The sequence below is a fragment of the Pseudidiomarina donghaiensis genome, from assembly GCF_900116895.1.
In the GTDB taxonomy this organism is placed as follows: Bacteria; Pseudomonadota; Gammaproteobacteria; order Enterobacterales; family Alteromonadaceae; genus Pseudidiomarina; species Pseudidiomarina donghaiensis.
Map to the genome: position 1 here is coordinate 433,960 of NZ_FPCF01000001.1, position 18,692 is coordinate 452,651.

Sequence of the window (18,692 nt, forward strand, 5' to 3'; positions counted from 1 at the left end):
TAAATTTTGAAAAGCGCGATATTTTTAGGTAATATTAGTAGCCCCTTAGCGGTAAATCGCTTTCTCATCCTTGTAGATGAGCTCGTGGGTTACGATTTCCTATTTTTTGATAAGTCCACAGGGCTTTCATTTACTGGGCAGGAAATTCGCACACGCAATTTTAAGGACTTCAGTTACGTTGGAAAACGAACCTTTGCTAGTAAGTTAATTGATAAGTTTGTTGTACCGTTTAAACTCCTAAGTTTAATGCGAAAGGGTAAGATTAATTTGGTTCATGTTCACGGTGCGTCACTTCTACTCTTAGTTTTCCCACTATATTTTTCTAAAGTCAAATTAGTCACGACATGTCAGGGATCCGATATTGGGTTTGGATATAGATTTCCATATTCAATTTTCACAAAAGTTCTGTTGAGGCGTTCGGATGTAATTACCGTTAAGTCTAATCAGATGGCGTTTCAGGCAAAAAAGATAGTTAATAAGATTCCTACGTTACTCAATTGGGGGCTTTCTGTCGATTTTATCAATAGAGGCGCGAAGAATGCAAAAGACTCTTCCAAAGTAATCCGAATTGTCTCGATGCGATCGGCAAGACCGCTTTATAACATTCCAATAATATTTGAGGCGATAAAGTATCTAAAATGCGATTTTGGAGAAAAGGTTCGTTTTACGTTTATCTCACTCTGTGAACCTGAAGTCGACTTGGATTTGAGCGTTGCCGATGAAGTGGCACTAGGCTTGAGCCAACAAGAATGTATCGATGAATTAGCCAAGGCTGAGATCATGATAAGCATTCCCAGCCACGATGGATTTTCAACAACAATAATGGAGGCATTAGCCCTAGGTGTTTATCCAATTATAAGTAACATTGAGGCATATTCAGGAGAATTTGAAGACTCCCCATATTTAGTTCAACGTCTAGATGATCTGAGTGCAGATTCTCTTGAAAAGGTCCTCCGTGAGGTAATAGAGAATATTGATGCTATACGGAGTGCGTCCGGAATTAGAAGGCGATTCGCTCAGGAAAATTACTCATACAGCTCTCAGGTCTCCATAATTAAAGAAATTTATGATCATGGATAATTCTTTATGCGCTTAATTTGTATGATTTTGTTTATTCCCTATCTGGCGATAAAATCAATTCGGGAACGGATTTCCGTTTCAATCGCATCTAGGATGTTACGTAAAGAATATTTGTGTTTTTTTGGAGCGAGAATCTCGGCTAGTTGCAAAATAAGTCCTGGCGTAAAGGTTAATGGAAAACGAAATCTTACGCTTAATGATAATGTTTTCGTAGGGTCTAATTGTACTTTCGTATGCTATGAAGAACCTATTGTTATTGGAAAAAATACTTTAATTGCACAAGATTGCTTCATCATTACGAGGAACCATAAGTTTAATGTTGACAGTCCCATACGCGAGCAAGGTTATACTAATAATCCAGTTAAAATTGGTGATGATGTTTGGATTGGGGCTAAATGCGTTATTCTACCCGGTGTCAATATTGGAAACGGTGCGATTGTTGCAGCAGGATCCGTAGTTACTAGGAGTGTGGCATCACACCACGTCGTAGGCGGTGTGCCAGCACGTGTTATTTCTGTTCGGCGTTAGTAGAATAACCAGGATTATAGATGCTTGTTCATATCAGTAATAATTACCTGTATTCAGCAGTTCATTCGAATTTAACAATAGCGATGGCTGATGGTTATAATACGAAGCAACTAGTCTTTACCCCCCTTAAAAGTTCAGTGGCTCGGCAAACTCGAAACCTATTTCATGAAGATATCGAGGTTTGTGCACCTCGAGTTATTCCTAAGGGTCTAAGATATTTGCCGCTTACAAAGGTTTTGGTGTCCTTCGTAGTTTTTTGCAAAACGATGAAAGCGAAAAAAGTATCACCTTCTTTCCTTATCGCGCACAACCTTTGGTCAGATGGAATGATAGCCTGGTTAACGTACAAACTAAAAGGTATTAATTATACTGTCGCGGTACGGAACGCAGATATTAATACTTTTATACCTCGCCTCAGGATATATCACTGGTTGATCAGGCAGGTTTTAAATAATGCTAGTACGGTCGTTTTTGTTAATAAAGCATATCAGTTGCGTCTATCCAACCAATATCCAAAACTCAGTCTATCGATTAGAAATTCAAAGACGATTTATAATGGAATTGACAATTTTTGGTACCTAGCTCGTTCGAAAAAAAGCTCAGGTGAACGGACTCGATCAGTTTGTTATGTCGGTGATTTTACAGAGAATAAGAACTTAAAAGCAAGTTTTCGAGCCGTAGAAATTCTTAATGAAGAAGGCAGGAAGGTTGAATATAGGTTGATCGGCGGAACTGTTGACGAGTTTTTATCGGTAGTTGGTATCGATCGTGTTCCTAATTGGGTATCTATAACACCACGAACCTCTGACCTTCAGGTTATTTCGAAGCTCTTGCAATCAAGCAGAGTTTTTCTAATGCCCTCTTACCGAGAAACCTTTGGGCTCGCATACATTGAAGCATTATCTCAAGGCTGTGCAGTCGTTCATTCAAAAAACGAAGGAATTGACGGGATATTTGATGAAGACTTTGTTAGAGCTGTCGATCCGTTTTCTGTTTCAGAAATTAAAAACGTCCTCAGCCTGCTTTTGGATAGATATCCATGTGGAACTCCTCGAGAGGTGGTAGAACAGATGATAGAACAATTCAAGTGGAAAAATATCGGACAAGAATATCTGAGGGTGGTTTATAACAATAGACAGTCTTTTAAGATGTCTAACTAGAATCTTCCTAGAGCTAAGAATGCTGATTATTATACTGAATCAAGGGGTGACGACATATGAATAATTTTGCGCTGATCGGTGCGGCCGGTTATATAGCCAGACGGCACATGAATGCTATTGCAGAAACACAAAACGAATTGGTGGCAGCTTTAGATAAAAATGACTCCGTTGGGATAATCGACAGTTTCTTTCCAAAAGCAGACTTCTTTACAGAGTTTGAGCGTTTTGATCGGCATATCGATAAATTGAGGAGAGGCAATTCCAAAAATGCAATTGATTTCGTTTCAATTTGTTCGCCAAACTATTTACATGACGCACATATTAGATTTGCGCTTCGTTCTCAGGCAGACGCGATTTGTGAGAAGCCGCTAGTGTTGAATCCTTGGAATATCGATGGATTGCTTGAAATGGAGCGCGAGACAGGGCGTTGTGTGAACACAATTTTGCAGCTCAGGCTACATCCTGCCATACAGAAATTAAAGCAAAAGGTTAGCAAGTCAAATGATGATTTTAAGTTCGATGTAGATCTAGTGTACATCACTTCTCGAGGTAAGTGGTATTTGCAGTCTTGGAAAGGGGACGAGCATAAGTCGGGGGGAATTGCTACTAATATTGGCGTTCACTTTTATGACATGCTTCATTACGTATTTGGAAGGCTACAAGAGAATAAGACTTTTTTTCGTTCTCCGACAAAATCTGCCGGATACCTCGAGTATGAGAAAGCTCGTGTCCGATGGGTTTTGTCAATAGATGAATCCGATATTCCGGCAACCGCAAAAAGTTTGGGGCAAAGAACTTTTCGCTCCATTACGGTTAATGATGAGACGGTTGAATTTTCCGATGGATTTACAGACCTTCATACTCGAAGTTATCAAGAAATACTTGCGGGTAATGGGTTCGGATTGGAAGATAATAGAGCGGCAATAGAAACGGTGGCAACCATAAGAGATTCGTCTTTGAGTCAAACGAGAGATGAGGTACATCCTCTCGCGGTAAGTTGGTTTTCCTAAAATGAGCGACTTTTATTTACACCCCTCAGCAATCGTAGATGAAGGAGCACAGATCGGCGAAGGAAGCCGAGTGTGGCATTTTGTTCATGTATGCGGCGGTGCGAAAATTGGTAAAAGTGTCTCGCTAGGACAAAATGTTTTTGTCGGCAACAAGGTAGAGATTGGCGACCGCTGCAAGATCCAAAATAACGTATCTGTATACGATAACGTTTACCTTGAAGAAGGTGTTTTTTGTGGACCAAGCATGGTCTTCACCAATGTCTACAATCCGCGTTCGCTCATCGAACGCAAAGACCAGTACTTAGATACGCGCGTGAAACGCGGTGCAAGCCTTGGAGCCAACTGCACAATCGTTTGCGGTGTGACTATTGGTGAGTACGCATTCGTTGGCGCTGGTGCAGTGGTGAATAAAGACGTACCGGATTATGCCCTCGTGGTGGGGGTTCCAGCCAAACAGATTGGTTGGATGAGTGAGTTTGGCGAACAACTTGACCTACCGGTTTCAGGTGAAGGGGAAGTTGTTTGTGAGCATACAGGCGATCGATACACTCTTGTGGGTAATCGACTCATTCGTTCAGTTTAGTAAGCAGGATAAAATATGGAATTCATTGACTTAGCCGCACAGCAAGCACGTATTAAAGACAAAATCGATGCAGCTATTCAGCGCGTATTGGCGCATGGAAAATATATTCTAGGCCCTGAGGTCGATGAATTAGAAGAAAAACTCGCTGCCTACACAGGCGCAAAGCATTGTATTACTGTCGCCAATGGCACTGATGCCTTACAGATTGCACAAATGGCTTTAGGTATAGGTCCAGGAGATGAAGTAATCACGCCAGGGTTTACCTACATTGCGACAGCTGAAACCGTCGCACTGCTTGGCGCAAAACCTGTTTACGTTGATATTGATCCGAAAACCTACAACTTAGACCCGTCGTTATTAGAAGCGGCAATTACACCGCGCACAAAAGCAATAATCCCCGTAAGCCTTTATGGTCAGTGCGCTGATTTTGATGCGATAAACGCTATTGCAGATAAGCACGGTATTCCTGTTATTGAAGATGCAGCACAGAGCTTTGGCGCAACCTACAAGGGACGCAAGTCGTGTAATTTGAGCACGATTGCTTGTACCAGCTTCTTTCCAAGTAAGCCATTAGGCTGTTACGGCGATGGTGGAGCAATCTTCACAAATGACGACGAGTTAGCGCTTGTAATGCGTCAGATCGCAAGGCATGGGCAGGATCGCCGGTACCACCATATTCGTGTTGGGGTGAATAGTCGGTTAGACACGATTCAGGCCGCGATACTTTTGCCGAAGCTTGATATTTTGGATGAAGAAATTAAGTTAAGAAATGAAGTCGCTTGTTGTTATGAGGAAAAGCTTAGCAATATTAATGTGCAGGCGGCGAAGGTAGATTTACATAATTATTCAACTTGGGCACAATTCACTATTCAATTAGATCAGCGAGACGCGGTGATTAGTTTTTTAAAAGATAGACGTATACCGACCGCTGTTCATTATCCAATTCCGCTAAATAGGCAGCCCGCAGTTAAGGATGACCTTGCGAGTCTGTGTTTAGGTGACGATATATCTCGAAAAGTTCTAAGCCTTCCTATGCATCCATATTTAAAGAATAACCATGTACAATTTGTTGTGGACAATCTGGCTGAAGCATTGAGTTGAACAATAATGGCTTCAAGTGTTTAGACCCTTTCGTAGTGAAGTAGAGTAAGGTTCAATAATGTTTTACGAGAAAAAAGTACTTGTTCTAGCTCCTCATACCGACGATGCAGAGTTAGGAGCTGGAGGTTTGATAGCTAAAGCGCTTAGAAATAAGTGTGAAGTTTACGTCGCTGCATTTAGTGCTGCTCAAGAGAGTCTCCCTTCAGGATTCTCAGATGATGCTACCGAAAAAGAATTTAATACTTCAATGGAGCTTTTAGGGGTTACGCACCATAAGCTTTTTAATTTTAAAGTTCGACATTTTGATATGTATCGGCAAGAGATACTTCAAGCGATGATAGAGCTAAAAAGAGAATTTTCCCCAGATGTTGTCGTGATGCCTTCGCTGAACGATGTGCACCAAGATCATCAAGTAGTGGCTAATGAAAGCGTGCGAGCATACAAGCAGTCAAGTATTCTGATGTATGAAATGCCATGGAACAATCTGATCCTAAAGTCGAACCTTTTCTTGCACCTAAATGAGAATGACCTTCAAATGAAGTTAGCGGCTATTAATTGTTATAAAAGTCAACTTGTCAAAGGTAGTAGGTATCTTTCAGACGACTTTATACGTTCGTTTTTGAGTTTGAATTCAGCTCGTACAGGGCGTGAAGGTTTTGCAGAAGCATTCGAAATTTTAAGACTGGTGGAATAAATTCAATGTCACAATTTTACAAATTAAACAAAAAACTTAATGTTTCCGAGCTTTGTGAAGTACTAAAGTTAAATTTTTACGGTAATGATAGGGAAATAACTGGAGTAGCGGGGGTGCAATTTGCAAGTTCCGGAACATTAACATTTGCGAATGACAGCAGTTGTCTATCCGAGAACGCAGTTGTTGTTGCGACACCTGATTGCAAAGCAATTAATATCGAAAAGTGCACCCATATCCATACTAGCAATGCGCGATTGACTTTCGTCAGGCTCCTAGATTATCTGGCAAAAAATATTGGTTTTGACCTTTATTTAGAACCGTCAAAAATCGCCGCTACTGCGGCGTTGGGTCAAAATGTTGTAGTGGAAAGTGGTTGTGAAATCGGAGAAGGAGTCATTATCGAACCTAACGTTGTAATACATAAGGGCTCAAAGATTGGGACGAACACCGTGATTCGTTCTGGTGCAACTATAGGGAGTGATGGCTTTGGTTTTGAGCGCTTAGAAGATGGCACACCAATAAGATTTCCACATTTAGGCAGAGTCGTGATTGGGAACGGTGTAGAGATTGGTTCTAATACGACAGTTGCACGTGGAACACTCGGGGATACTAAAATTGATGACTATGCAAAGATCGATAATCTGGTTCACATCGCTCACAATGTGCACGTCAAGCGCGGTGCGTTTGTTACGGCGTGTGCAGAATTGAGTGGCGGTGTAGTAGTTGGCGAAAATGCTTGGATAGCACCTAATGTCTCGACACATCAAAAAATCTCAATCGGAGATAACAGTATTGTTGGAGTGGGAGCGGTTGTTGTGAAAGATATTCCCCAAAATACTGTCTTTGCCGGAAATCCAGCTCGTAAACTTAGAGATTTAAATTAAATGAAGTCAGTTTGGTTCATTAATCACTATGCGTCCACTCCCTCATGCGGTTTTGGTGGAAGAACTTATTATTTCGCTAAAGAGCTTCGCAAGCGTGGATACGATACAAAACTGATTATTTCTAATCCTCATCATTTACTACGGTCTCCATTGAAGCAGCCGACGAGTGTATTTGAGCAAGACAAAGATGACGTTCATCTAGTATCGCTGAAGGGCCTTAACTATGATTCCGCACATAGTGTAAAGCGCATACTTAACTGGTTTGTTTTTAGCTATCGTCTAAGAGGCTTGGTAAAAAAATACAAAGATAATCCCCCAGACTATATCTTTTGCTCATCCCCTTCGATTGTCTCAACTAGTGGCGCACGATATTTGAGTAGAAAGTTAAATGCAAAATTAGTTATCGACATTCGCGATATTTGGCCTCTTACATTAATTGAGTTAGGTGGGAAAAGTGAGCGTCATCCTCTAATACGTATACTGCGAAAATACGAAATTCAAGCTTATAAAGATGCCCATTTGATAACATCAAACCTTAAAGGGTTCTCTAAGTATTTAGTAGAAAATGGATTTACTGACTCGAGATTTGAATGGTTACCTAATGGATATGATAAAAATGAATACACAGAGAGTGTAAAGGCGATAAAGTCAGATGAATTTATCGTGGGTTATGCTGGGACCTTTGGGCTAGCAAATTCACTATTTCCGCTGCTAGAAGCTGCTTGTTTGCTACAAAAACATAAAGAGATAAAATTTGTTTTCGTTGGTGAAGGACGTGAAGCAGAACGCATGAAGACTTTTTGTACTAGTCATAATCTAAAGAATGTTGAGTTCCAAGATTTCGTACCAAAGGCAGAGATACAAAAAGTTTTGAGCTCTTTCGATGTTTTGACCGTCGGAGCACGTCGTTCAAATTTATATAAGTACGGCGTATCACCTAACAAGCTTTTTGATTACTTTAATGCCTCCAAGCCGATCATTTACTATATTGACTCTCCGGGATTTCACCCTATTTGTGACTCTCAATCTGGTGTCGAAGTCCCCTCAGGTGGTGCCGCCGAAATTGCTGCAGCAATCGTTAAGATTAAAGATCTATCGAAAGCTGAACGCGAAGAGATGGGAAAACGCGGTAAAGACTTTGCAGAAAAGCATTTTGAATATTCGGCGCTTACTGATGATTTAGAGCGCATGTTGAAATCACTTTGAAAAAGAGGGGGATAAATATAAAGTGTCTCGAATATTTGATTTCTTCTTTTCGCTGGTGGGATTAGTTGTGGGCTTTCCCGTGTTTGTCATTCTGTTCATTATCGGACTGTTTGACACGGGCTCACCACTGTTCCGCCAAGAGCGTGTTGGCCGCCATGGCCAACCGTTTATTTTGGTTAAGTTTCGCACCATGCGCGTCGATACTGCGTCAGTCGCATCTCACCTCGCGAGTTCCGCCTCAATTACGCGCTTCGGACACTTCCTGCGCCGCACCAAGCTAGACGAGCTCCCACAGCTGTGGAACGTTTTGAAAGGCGAAATGAGCTTGGTTGGTCCGCGTCCTTGCCTGTTTAACCAAGAAGAACTCATCGAGGAGCGCCGCGCTCGCGGAGTGCTCGACGCTCGCCCTGGCATCACCGGCTTGGCTCAAGTCAACGAAATCGACATGTCCACCCCGGTCCTGCTCGCCGAAACCGACGCCCGCATGCTTGCCTCTCTGAGCGTGGGCGACTACTTCAAGTACATTTTCATGACCGTCGCTGGCCGCGGCAGTGGTGATCGAGTAAGGTGAACTCTCGCAACTTGACACACAGGGGGCTATTGCCTCCCAACGGATGGTCAAATAGTGTATTTTGTAAAAGTTAGTTTTGACTACGCTTTTGTCGTTATGGGCATTCATTTCAATCGGCTCCCCTTCTCTTTCCCCCAAACTCCTTTCTTACTTTGCAAATCCTTGTAACACCCCGTTAACAAAGCTATACTTGCGCCAATGTTTTACCTACCGAGGCAGCGGATTGCCTATGGTGTCGGAGCTACCTTTCTGCACAATTAGGATGTATTGCACGTGAACCTGCTTAGTCAACTTTTGCAACTTCCACGCTCTGTGAAACGAGTGGTTAGCTTAGTTGCCGATTCTGCGGCGCTACTGCTGGCGTTAGCTATTGCTTACTGTTTGTCGTTTAGCCTGAATATGCCAGTCCATTTGTGGCAGTGGGCCGGGGTATACGTAGGCTTAGCGGTTGGCTCGTTGGCGATCTTTACTAAGTTAGGGTTGTATCGTGCGGTGGTGCGCTATGTCAGTATCCGAGCTCTGGGCTTGGTGTTTGCCGGCGTGTTTGTTGCCACCCTGTGGCTGTACGCCTTGGTGCACTTTATTGGCGTGGCGTTGCCGCTTGAAGCCGTGGTGAACTTCGGCTTAGTAGCATTACTGCTTATTGGCGGAAGCCGCTTGGCCATGCGCGAAATGTATCACCGCATGGTTAGCCGTCGTAAAACTCGAGTGATGATTTATGGCGCGGGCTCTGCCGGGCGCCAACTGGCGCAGGCGCTGATCAACGGCGAGCAGTTCCACCCGGTGGTGTTTGTCGATGACGACGTCACCCTGCAGCGCTCGACTATTTTGGGCATTCCGGTTATTGACCCTTCACGTGTGGCCGAGGCCGTACGCTCTTCACATGTTGAGCGCATATTGCTAGCGCTGCCTTCGGCACCGCGCTCGGTGCGTAAACAAATTTTAGAGTCGTTAGAGCCGTTAAACGTGCGCGTGCAAACCGTGCCCGGCATGGCCGATATGGTGAATGGCGAGCTTGCCATTGATGCCCTGCAAGACGTGCACATTGAAGATCTGCTTGGCCGCGACCCCGTGGACCCAGAGCCAGCGCTTATGCAGCAGCATATTCGCGGCAAAGTGGTGTTGGTTACGGGCGCCGGAGGCTCGATTGGCTCGGAGCTTTGCCGCCAAATTATTCAGCAAAAACCCGCCGCGTTGGTGTTGTACGAGCTAAGTGAATATGGGCTGTACAGCATTGATAACGAGCTGCGCGCTATGGCTGCGCGCTTGGGGCTGGATGTGCCTATTTACCCAATGATTGGCACGGTGCAGCGGCGCAACCGCGTTGAGGCGGTGATGAAGGCGTTTAAGGTGCAGACCGTATACCACGCGGCCGCGTACAAGCACGTGCCATTAGTTGAATTTAATATGGTGGAAGGCGTGCGCAACAATGTGTTCGGCACTTGGTATACTGCCGAGGCGGCCATTGCCGCGGGCGTGGAGCAGTTTGTGCTTATTTCTACCGACAAAGCCGTGCGGCCCACGAACGTGATGGGCACCACCAAGCGCCTGTCGGAGCTGGTGCTGCAGGGCTTGGCTTCGCGCGCTGATGTGTCGACGCGGTTTTGCATGGTGCGCTTTGGTAACGTATTGGGCTCGTCGGGCTCGGTGGTGCCGCTGTTTAAGCGCCAAATTGCCGAGGGCGGCCCGGTTACGGTGACTCACCCGGAAATTACCCGCTACTTTATGACCATTCCTGAAGCCGCGCAGTTGGTGATTCAGGCCGGCACCATGGGCACCTCGGGCTCGGTGTTTGTGCTGGATATGGGCGAGCCGGTGCGTATTGTCGACCTAGCGCGCAAGATGATTCATTTGTCGGGCTTGGAAGTGCGCGATGCGTCGAATCCTCATGGCGACATCTCGATTGAATTTTCCGGGTTACGCCCCGGCGAGAAGCTGTACGAAGAATTGTTGATAGGTGACAACGTGGTGGAGTGCGCGCATCCGCGCATTTGCCAAGCGCAAGAGGCGTTTCTGCCATGGGCTGAAATGTCGGGGCTGCTGGATGCGCTGGATGACGCCTGCCAGAATTTTAAGATTGACGAGCTACGTGCGCTGCTTTTGAGTGCGCCGTGTGGGTATGCGCCTACTGAAGATGGGGTGAATGACTTGCTTTGGTTGCATCGGTTGTAGAGAGGGGTGCAGACCCCGGTCCGGACCATGCTCTGCACCATGCTAGCAAAAGCGGCATCGACGTTCGGTGCCGCTTTTGTCGTTTCTGGGTCGAGCATTTGATACAGTAGGCGACATAGCGCGACGCATGGGTAAGTGCTTTTAGAAGTCACTCATAAGTGGAAATCACATAATGATATTGGTTACAGGCGGTGCTGGCGCTACCGGCTCACGCTCGGTCATTGAATTGTTGCAAGCAGGCCACGAGGTGTTGGTGCTGGATAACTTTAGTTCGGGCACGGTGGAGGCGTTGCAGGCTGTGGCTGCGGCTACGGGGCGCGACTTTGATTGTGTGAAGGGCGATGTGCGCGATGGCGCGTTTTTGCAGCGCGTGTTTCGCGAGAATGCGATAGCTTCGGTGGTGCATTGTGCGTTTGTTGGTGGGACTGTTGCTGGTGTTTCTGGCGGTTCTGGCTTATCGCCGCTGGAATGCTACGAGAACAACTTGGCCGGCACGCTGATTCTTTTGCAGGTTATGGAAGAGTTTGGCCTGAAGCGGCTGTCGTTAGAGTTTGGCGGGGCTGGCGGTTCCGGTGCTGGCGCTGTTGATGGCGGGGCTGATGGTTCTGTGGCCGCGGTTCAGCGATTGGTTGCCGATGTTTGTGCGGCTGATGCGGAGTGGGTGGCAACTTTCTCGCATTAGAGGAGGGGGCGGCCCCTGGTCCAGACCAGGGTCTGCACCCCTCTCTCGTCACTCGGTGAGGTAGCGCACCAAATTCACCTGGCGGTCATACGGCAGCGTGCTGAACGTGGTTTCGTAAAGCTCGATCAAAGCCGAACAATGTGCGCGGTAGCCTTCGGTGTTGTCGGGAATGTCGGTGCGCAGCGGGTCGGCACGTTCGCCCATAATCATCAATATTTCTACTAGGTCGTCCTCGGCTGGGGTGTAGTCAATGATGGCGGTTGGTTGACCGAGGCCACTTTCTAAAACGTCTAACAGTAGCTGGTCTGCGGCGGCTTGATCGATATACGGCGCTAACTGCGCTGAGCTGACAAAGCCAAAGTTTTGCGGGTACAACGCCTGCACGCAGAGTAAAGGCTGCGCTGCATTGAGCGCTTTGTACATGGCCAGTTCTTGGCGAATGTTTTCCATCACCAACTCATCGGGGGCCGACGCTAGCGCTTCAATGCGCATGTTCAAGGTGAAGTTTTGCACCATGGCTGCGACAATATCTGGCGCATCTTCGTCGCGCGGTACGGCGTCAATTTCTTCTACGAGCTGCTGAAACTCTGCTGGTTTGCGCGCTGCAATAATTTGAAACGCCGGTAAACTCAGTAGCTCTTCTTCGACGATATTGTGAATGCGGTGCACCACGCCGGCCTGCAGCAATTCTTCGCGGGTTGGCTCCCACATGTCGTCGTTGGCGGCCTGAAACATCTTGTTGGTAAAGGCTTGAGACACGCCGCGGTTGCGGAAGTAAACGGCGTCTTTGTTTTGCATACGCTGCGCCATGGCGTCCGATTCTCGGGTTTTCAGCGACATTTCATACTGATGAAAACCGAGTACGGCGTCGCTGCTGATCACACGGTTGCGCCCCGCAATAAACACCAGCGTACAGGCCGAGTAGCAATAGTCTTCCACATAGGTGTCGAGGCGGTGCAGCTGAATAATATCTTGCACGCGATACGACTCGTCGAGGTCGCCGCCAATGCTACTTAGTTGCACCCGTGTGACGCCTCGGTGTTGTTCAAGCAGTTGTTCAATGTCGTCGGAAATGCCTAGGTTAATTTCGCCGTTTACGAGTAGTGTGTTGCGGTCGTCGGAAACGTCGACTTGGTAGGTCGGCGTCAATATGCCGCTGAGCAAAACTTGCAGCTGCGCGAGTATGGCAAATGGCGTCACGACCAGGGCCAACGCGTTCATGCCCATAATAAATTTAACTAGAAAGGGTAAGAATTTGCTGCGGGTGTAGTTTTCGGCGCTGCGCCAAATGCCGACAATTTGCCACACGCCAACGGTGATTAAAATGGCGGGTAGCAGAATGACTACCGCTACGCGCGCTTGCCAGTGCATGCCGTCGGTAAGCCCAGCGTAATTGAAGACGCCGAACAGAAAGTTCATGGCCATGCCAAGTAGCGCGCCGTTTACCCAAAATGCTTTGGCGAGTGACAGTTCGCCGCGCCAGTGGCGCTTGATGTAGTTTTTCATTGTTGTTGTTGTTTTGTTGTTGTGAGTGGGGATAGTACAACGAAGGTGCTTTTTAGTCGAGAGAGGGGTAGAGAGGGGGAGAGAGGGGTAGAGAGGGGGGCAGACCCTGGTCCGGACCAGAGGCCGCCCCGGGTCTGCACCCCTTTGTCAGCACCGAACGCAATGCTTGCAAGATTCGCTAGTCAAGATATGCTAGCTCGAGCACTGGTTAACATGTGCCAAACAATATATTAAACAATAACTAACTATAAATTGAGGGACCAATGAAAAAACTTCTCCCATTCTTATTCTTGACCCCATTTGCCGCGCTTGCGCAATCAGTTCCGGTTGTGGAAGACGTCGTGAAAGCAGTAGGCCCATATGAAATTAGCTCTCTTCAGGCGCAAAACTCGGTCATCCATTTGTACTTGCCTGCCGACAGCGTGGGTGTTGTTGGTATAACCGGCGGTGATACGTTCGTTTCAGCGGTTGAAAACACGTCACGTTTCGATTTGAAAATTTCGGAAGACGACAAGTCAGTGTTTTTGAAGAACAGTATGGCTGTAGGCTCTGCAACGACGTTTGCACTAACCACTGCCTGTGGCGTGTCGGTTTCCGTCTATATGCACACCGTAAAAATCGATGACCCTGAGAAGAAAGTCGCACCAAAATTGTCGCTAACTTCTTCTTCTTGTAACTAAGAGAAGGGGGCGGCCCCTGGTCCAGACCCCGCTCCAGACCCTGGTCCGGACCAGGGGCCGCCCCGGGTCTGCACCCCTCTCTGCTACGAAACGGTGCCGGTGATGAGGTTAGTGCTGCGGATGGCGGCGGCGAGGGCGGCTTTGGCGCTGGTTTCGCCGTGTACTAGGCGGACATCGCTGACCGGTTTTACGGTAGTTTGCAAAAACTCTAGCAATTCGCGTTGATCGGCGTGGGCGCTGTAGCCGCCAATGGTGTGAATTTGCGCGCGGATGGGGTATCGCTGGTGGTCAAGCACCACGTAGCCGCCGCGCGGGCCGTATTCTTGTATTTGGCGGCCGGGCGTGCCCACCGCTTGGTAGCCCACAAACACCACGTCGGTTCGTTCGTCGCCGATTAGTGCCTTTAGGTAATTCATAATGCGGCCGCCGCTGCACATGCCGCTGGCGGCAATGACAATGGCGGGTTCGCCGCGTGCTTCTAATAATTCAACAATTTGCGTGTGCTCGCGGTGGCTTTCTACCACGTGCAGGCGTTCGAAATTCAAAGGGTGGCGGTCATCGGCCAGGCGCTCTCGCGCTTCTTCGTCCCACAGGCCTTTTAGCCGGCGATATTGCTTGGTGTAAGCGCTTGCTAACGGCGAATCGAGTATCACCGTCATTTTTCGCCATTTTGGGTCTTCGTGAATTAGGTCTTCAATTTCGTACAGCAGTTCTTGCGTGCGGCCAATACTAAAAGCGGGAATAAGTACCGCGCCGCGATCAACGAACGCTTTTTCAATGACGGCTTTTAAGCGGAAGCGGCGTGAGGCGCGGCTTTCGTGCAGGCGGTCACCGTAGGTGCTCTCGAGTACCAGCAAATCAGCGTATTCCAGCGGTGTTGGGTCAGGCAATAATGGCGTGTTCTTGCAGCCGAGGTCGCCTGAGAACACCACTCGGCGTGGCAAGCCGTTGGCGTCGCGCTGTTCTAATGACTCAAATTCTACGTAGGCTGAGCCCATTATATGGCCGGCGTTTCGCAGCCGCATGCGATAGGGGTGAAAAGGGTGCAGACCCTGGTCCGGACCGGGGTCTGCACCCCCCTCTACCCAAACATCAAGCGGGACGGCGTGCAGCTGCGCGTGTACGCGCTTTAATACGGTAGTGGCGACGCTCGCTGAGTAGTCAGCGACTTTCATGGCGTCTTCGAGCACCAGCGGTAGTAAGGCGGCGGTGGCCGGGGTGCAATATATGGGGCCGCGAAAGCCGGCGGCCAGCAGTGCCGGTAGGCGCCCAACGTGGTCAATATGGCAGTGGGTGATCACTAAGGCTTGTACGGCGTCTAAAGAAAAGTTGATGTCTTGCCCGAAGCCAGAACCCGAATCTGAACCGGAACCCGCACCGAAAGCAAAGGCGTCTGGCCCTTGAAACATGCCGCAGTCAATAAGCACCGAAGCCTGCGCAGACATAAAAAATTCATGGCAAGAACCGGTTACGCCTTCGCCGGCGCCGTGGTGAATGACTTCCTTGTTTTGTTGCATATCAATGCCTTACACGATTTTGGTCAAAAGTTAATCAGAACTTAACACAAGGCTATCCGTTTTGCATGTATATGTTTAAAACAAATTATAGATTATTCTTTACAAAGTCCTTACAATACTTGCCTGCTCAAAACAGATGGAAAATAACTAAAAATGAGTGCAGATCAGCATGATGGCAGCGAACAGCGTCGAAAAGGCCGTAAAATAAGTCTTTTTAACGGCCATGAAAAACTTTCGGATATTGGCGTGCCGAAAACCGAGTCAAATCACGCTGCTTTAAGTCGCGCTATTCATGAGTTACGACGCTCACCCATTTTAACCCACGCGGAGTTTCGCGATCGCAAGGGTAAAGTTTGGACTATTCCGCGCTCGGCTTCTTTCTTTAAACGCCTACAAATTGCGTTGTTTGCGGACTAAGCTTCGAAGCTTCTCGAATTGCCCGAATTTACATATTCGGTACTAGTCAACAGCGTTCGTTATGGTTATATTGACAACATAATAACCATAAAAAGAATGAGGCGCTGACATGCGATTGCCGTTATGCAGATAATCCAAGTTGACCAACAGGCTCGCTCGGTCGTAAACCTGGTACTTGGTGCAGCGCTATGTATTTCAGGGTTGGTTATTCTGCTTTATCGCGTGTTCGAGCCAACTCAACTTCAGCTTTATCATACTTTAAGTTCTTCGTTGTTAGTTGCCGCCTTAGCGGTGGGCATTTCCGTGCTGACCTATGACTTGCGCAGCCATAAAGAGTGGAAGGCGTTGGTGTCGCGTACGTTCGCCGTGGTGGGCGTTATTGCTTCGGTAGACGGCCTGCTCGGTAGCGTTTTTGACAGCTTCAGTGCCCAAATTCATGACAGCCTTTATATTACTAGCGGCATTTGCTCGCTGTGGCTGGCGCTTCGTTTAGAGGCCTTGTGGGCCATTCGGCTGCAAAAATTCCTTAGTTTAGTGGCAGTTTTTGTGCTGCTAACCGTTATTTCCATGCATTTTGTGTATGAAGCGCCGCTATTAGCGCGCCACCCAGTGGGAAGCTTGGTGTCGGGCTCGCTGGTGTTGATGATGCTAATGGCGCTGTGGAATTTAAGTACCGCCAGCGAACAACCCATGCCGTGCGTTAGTTTGTTTACTACTGCGATTGCGGTGGTGGGGTTGTTAGCTTCGAGTGTGGTGGGCGTGGTGCTGTTTCATGGCGAAATGAACGAGCTGCGGTTGCGCGGTGAAGACGCTGCCAACACGTTAAACTTGTCGCGCCGGGCGGCCGGTAACCAGCATGTTAAAACCTTGCAACGCTTGGCTAGCCGTTGGGAAAACTACCCGCCCGAACAGCACGATAGGCTGATGGAGCTGGATATCGCTTCGTATTTGCGAGACGTGCAATTTCTTGAAGCGGTTATTCTGCGCCGTGGTAATGAGCTGATGTGGGAACGCAAGCGCGCGGATGACCCGCGCTCTTACACTGAGTTGTACCGCGATGATCAATACTTGCAGCAGCAGTTTAATCCCATTCGACAAGCCGAGGTACAAATGCTGGTGGCTTCGATGAAGCATACCCGTGGTGGTGCTTTGTTGTACGTGCACGTGCCAGTGGATTTTGACGGCGATGAGTTTGAACCGGGTTATTTTGGCATGTTGGCGGTGATTAACGTGCAGGAAATGCTGGCCAGCCAAACCTTAACCTACCGTTCGCCAATTTACACTTATACCGCTATTTCGAATGGCTTATTGCTAGATCAATATGGCCAGTGGGTGAGTGACGCGACGCTAGAATATTTGTCGCGTAATGCGCTGTTTTTATACGAAAGTGCGCTAGATACCGACTATACCCAGAATACGCCGATATTCTCGTATTTGTATGACTTAAGTGAGCTGCAGTCGCGCTCGAATTTACAAGTTTTGGTGACTTTAGCCGGCATGGCCATTGTGATGTTTTTGGCATTAACGGTAGAGCGTAACCGCGAGCTGGTAGTGCAGGGGCGGCAATTGCGGTTTCAGGCTGAGCACGATGCACTCACTGGGCTTTATAACCGTACCACTATTGAAAATATGATTGCCGACCGGTTTCATAAACAGCGCGATTTAACCGCCATGTTTATTGACCTAGACGGCTTCACGTTAATTAACGACAGCTTGGGTTTGCAAGTTGGTGACCGCTTACTTCAAGTGCTTGCGCAGCGGCTAAAAAATATTATTGGTAAGCGTGGTATGTTGGCGCGTTTTGGCGGCGACGAGTTCTTAATTGTAATGCAAAATATGCATGAAGACGCCGAGGCTGTCAGCGAAATCACCTCAAGTATTTTGAGTGCGGTGGCGCAGCCTTATCGCATTATGCACCACAAAATTTACTTAACTGCCAGTATTGGTGTGGCGCACCAAACCGAAGACCAATATGCGCCGCTGGAGCTTATTCAGCGGGCTGATATGGCGATGCACCAAGCCAAGCGGCAGGGCCATAACCATGTGCAAATTTATCAAGACAGCATGAGCTTGCAGTTTAAAACCTCGGCGGCCATGCGCTCTAGCTTGCAAGAGGCCATTGAGCGTAATGACTTGGCGTTGCACTTTCAGCCTATTGTGCGCTGCAGCGATGGTGACACCGTAGGTTACGAGGCGCTGTTACGCTGGGAACGTGAGCCGGGCCGTTTTATTCCGCCTTCTGAGTTTATTCCATTGGCCGAAATGACGGGGCAGATTATTCCGTTGAGCGAGTGGGTGTTTCGTCGCGCGTGTGAGGCGGCGGTGAAGCTGCAAGAGCAGGGGCCAATGAAAGTGGCGGTGAATCTGTCAACCTTGCACTTTAATCGCACGGAGTTTACGCCGTTTTTGGAGCAAACGTTGGAAGAAACCGGCTGTAAGCCAGAGTGGTTGGAGCTTGAGCTAACAGAAAGTATTTTGATGGAAAACACCGACTACGCGGTGGAAGTACTGCAGAATTTACGCCAGAAAAATATTACGATTAGTTTAGATGACTTTGGTACTGGGTTCTCGTCGCTGAGTTATTTGAAGCGTTTGCCGGTAGACAAAGTGAAAATTGACCGCAGTTTTGTGGCAGGCATTCGCACGCATCGTGCTGACCGTGTATTGATTGGCTCGGTGATTAAAATTGCGCAGAGTTTGAATTTTGCGGTGGTGGCTGAGGGCGTGGAAACGCCGCAGCAGGCTGAGTTTGTGACTGAGCTTGGCTGTAATTACATGCAGGGATTTTATTTTGGCCGGCCAGTGCCTTTGGAAGAGCTGTAGGCGCAGCCTCTTGAATTTATGAAGATTTGCGGTGGTGGATAGAATAACCGGGCTGCGCCCGTCCCGGCGTGAAACGCC

At 47.7% G+C, this 18,692-nt stretch carries 16 protein-coding genes and 1 pseudogene; 15 read left to right on the plus strand and 2 right to left on the minus strand.

The annotated features are described in order from the left end of the window. Window positions 1-6: 6 nt before the first annotated feature. From BM334_RS02100 to BM334_RS02155, 12 genes and pseudogenes are all read left to right on the plus strand, one after another. The gene (locus BM334_RS02100; protein ID WP_092837235.1) at window positions 7-1,080 is read left to right on the plus strand and encodes a glycosyltransferase family protein; all 1,074 of its coding nucleotides are present in this window, start codon (window positions 7-9) and stop codon (window positions 1,078-1,080) included. Window positions 1,081-1,443: 363 nt separating this feature from the next. After that, window positions 1,444-1,602, plus strand: a pseudogene (locus BM334_RS13005) (DapH/DapD/GlmU-related protein); the annotation flags it as partial. A gap of 26 nt (window positions 1,603-1,628) precedes the next feature. Continuing rightward, a complete protein-coding gene (locus BM334_RS02110) occupies window positions 1,629-2,768 on the plus strand; it encodes a glycosyltransferase family 4 protein (RefSeq protein ID WP_092837241.1) in 1,140 nt (379 codons plus the stop codon). Between the two features lie 56 nt (window positions 2,769-2,824). After that, window positions 2,825-3,778 (plus strand): Gfo/Idh/MocA family oxidoreductase, encoded by a 954-nt coding sequence (locus BM334_RS02115; protein WP_092837244.1) that lies wholly within the window; start codon window positions 2,825-2,827, stop codon window positions 3,776-3,778. Window position 3,779: 1 nt separating this feature from the next. Continuing rightward, window positions 3,780-4,361: a UDP-2-acetamido-3-amino-2,3-dideoxy-D-glucuronate N-acetyltransferase gene (gene wbpD, locus BM334_RS02120; protein WP_092837246.1), complete on the plus strand. Its 582-nt coding sequence runs from the start codon at window positions 3,780-3,782 to the stop codon at window positions 4,359-4,361. 15 nt (window positions 4,362-4,376) lie between these two features. Further along, the gene (locus BM334_RS02125; RefSeq protein ID WP_092837249.1) at window positions 4,377-5,462 is read left to right on the plus strand and encodes a DegT/DnrJ/EryC1/StrS family aminotransferase; all 1,086 of its coding nucleotides are present in this window, start codon (window positions 4,377-4,379) and stop codon (window positions 5,460-5,462) included. A 58-nt stretch (window positions 5,463-5,520) separates the two neighbouring features. Further along, a complete protein-coding gene (locus BM334_RS02130) occupies window positions 5,521-6,156 on the plus strand; it encodes a PIG-L deacetylase family protein (protein WP_092837252.1) in 636 nt (211 codons plus the stop codon). 5 nt (window positions 6,157-6,161) lie between these two features. Further along, a complete protein-coding gene (locus BM334_RS02135; protein ID WP_092837255.1) occupies window positions 6,162-7,040 on the plus strand; it encodes a UDP-3-O-(3-hydroxymyristoyl)glucosamine N-acyltransferase in 879 nt (292 codons plus the stop codon). Next, window positions 7,041-8,246 (plus strand): glycosyltransferase family 4 protein, encoded by a 1,206-nt coding sequence (locus BM334_RS02140; RefSeq protein WP_092837258.1) that lies wholly within the window; start codon window positions 7,041-7,043, stop codon window positions 8,244-8,246. It abuts the gene before it with no gap. Window positions 8,247-8,268: 22 nt separating this feature from the next. After that, window positions 8,269-8,817: a sugar transferase gene (locus BM334_RS02145; protein WP_092837261.1), complete on the plus strand. Its 549-nt coding sequence runs from the start codon at window positions 8,269-8,271 to the stop codon at window positions 8,815-8,817. Window positions 8,818-9,090: 273 nt separating this feature from the next. Continuing rightward, entirely contained in the window at window positions 9,091-10,989 is a 1,899-nt protein-coding gene (locus BM334_RS02150; protein ID WP_338052139.1) for a nucleoside-diphosphate sugar epimerase/dehydratase, read from the plus strand. 172 nt (window positions 10,990-11,161) lie between these two features. After that, complete coding sequence (locus BM334_RS02155; protein ID WP_092837264.1) at window positions 11,162-11,671, plus strand: NAD-dependent epimerase/dehydratase family protein; 510 nt, start codon at window positions 11,162-11,164, stop codon at window positions 11,669-11,671. A gap of 48 nt (window positions 11,672-11,719) precedes the next feature. Here the strand turns inward: BM334_RS02155 and BM334_RS02160 are convergent, their stop codons facing one another. Then, entirely contained in the window at window positions 11,720-13,177 is a 1,458-nt protein-coding gene (locus tag BM334_RS02160; protein ID WP_092837267.1) for a COG3904 family protein, read from the minus strand. Window positions 13,178-13,440: 263 nt separating this feature from the next. Here BM334_RS02160 and BM334_RS02165 point away from each other — a divergent pair, with 263 nt between their 5' ends. Beyond that, window positions 13,441-13,857, plus strand: coding sequence for a hypothetical protein (locus BM334_RS02165; protein ID WP_092837271.1), 417 nt, complete (start codon window positions 13,441-13,443; stop codon window positions 13,855-13,857). Between the two features lie 83 nt (window positions 13,858-13,940). On the opposite strand, the gene BM334_RS02170 is transcribed toward BM334_RS02165, so the two are convergent. After that, window positions 13,941-15,374 carry an MBL fold metallo-hydrolase RNA specificity domain-containing protein gene (locus tag BM334_RS02170; protein ID WP_092837275.1) on the minus strand — a complete coding sequence of 478 codons (1,434 nt, stop codon included), beginning with the start codon at window positions 15,372-15,374 and terminating at the stop codon, window positions 13,941-13,943. 153 nt (window positions 15,375-15,527) lie between these two features. Here BM334_RS02170 and BM334_RS02175 point away from each other — a divergent pair, with 153 nt between their 5' ends. Both BM334_RS02175 and BM334_RS02180 read left to right on the plus strand, forming a co-directional pair. Next, complete coding sequence (locus tag BM334_RS02175) at window positions 15,528-15,791, plus strand: hypothetical protein (RefSeq protein ID WP_092837278.1); 264 nt, start codon at window positions 15,528-15,530, stop codon at window positions 15,789-15,791. A 123-nt stretch (window positions 15,792-15,914) separates the two neighbouring features. Further along, entirely contained in the window at window positions 15,915-18,614 is a 2,700-nt protein-coding gene (locus BM334_RS02180) for a putative bifunctional diguanylate cyclase/phosphodiesterase (RefSeq protein WP_092837281.1), read from the plus strand. Window positions 18,615-18,692: the final 78 nt, after the last annotated feature.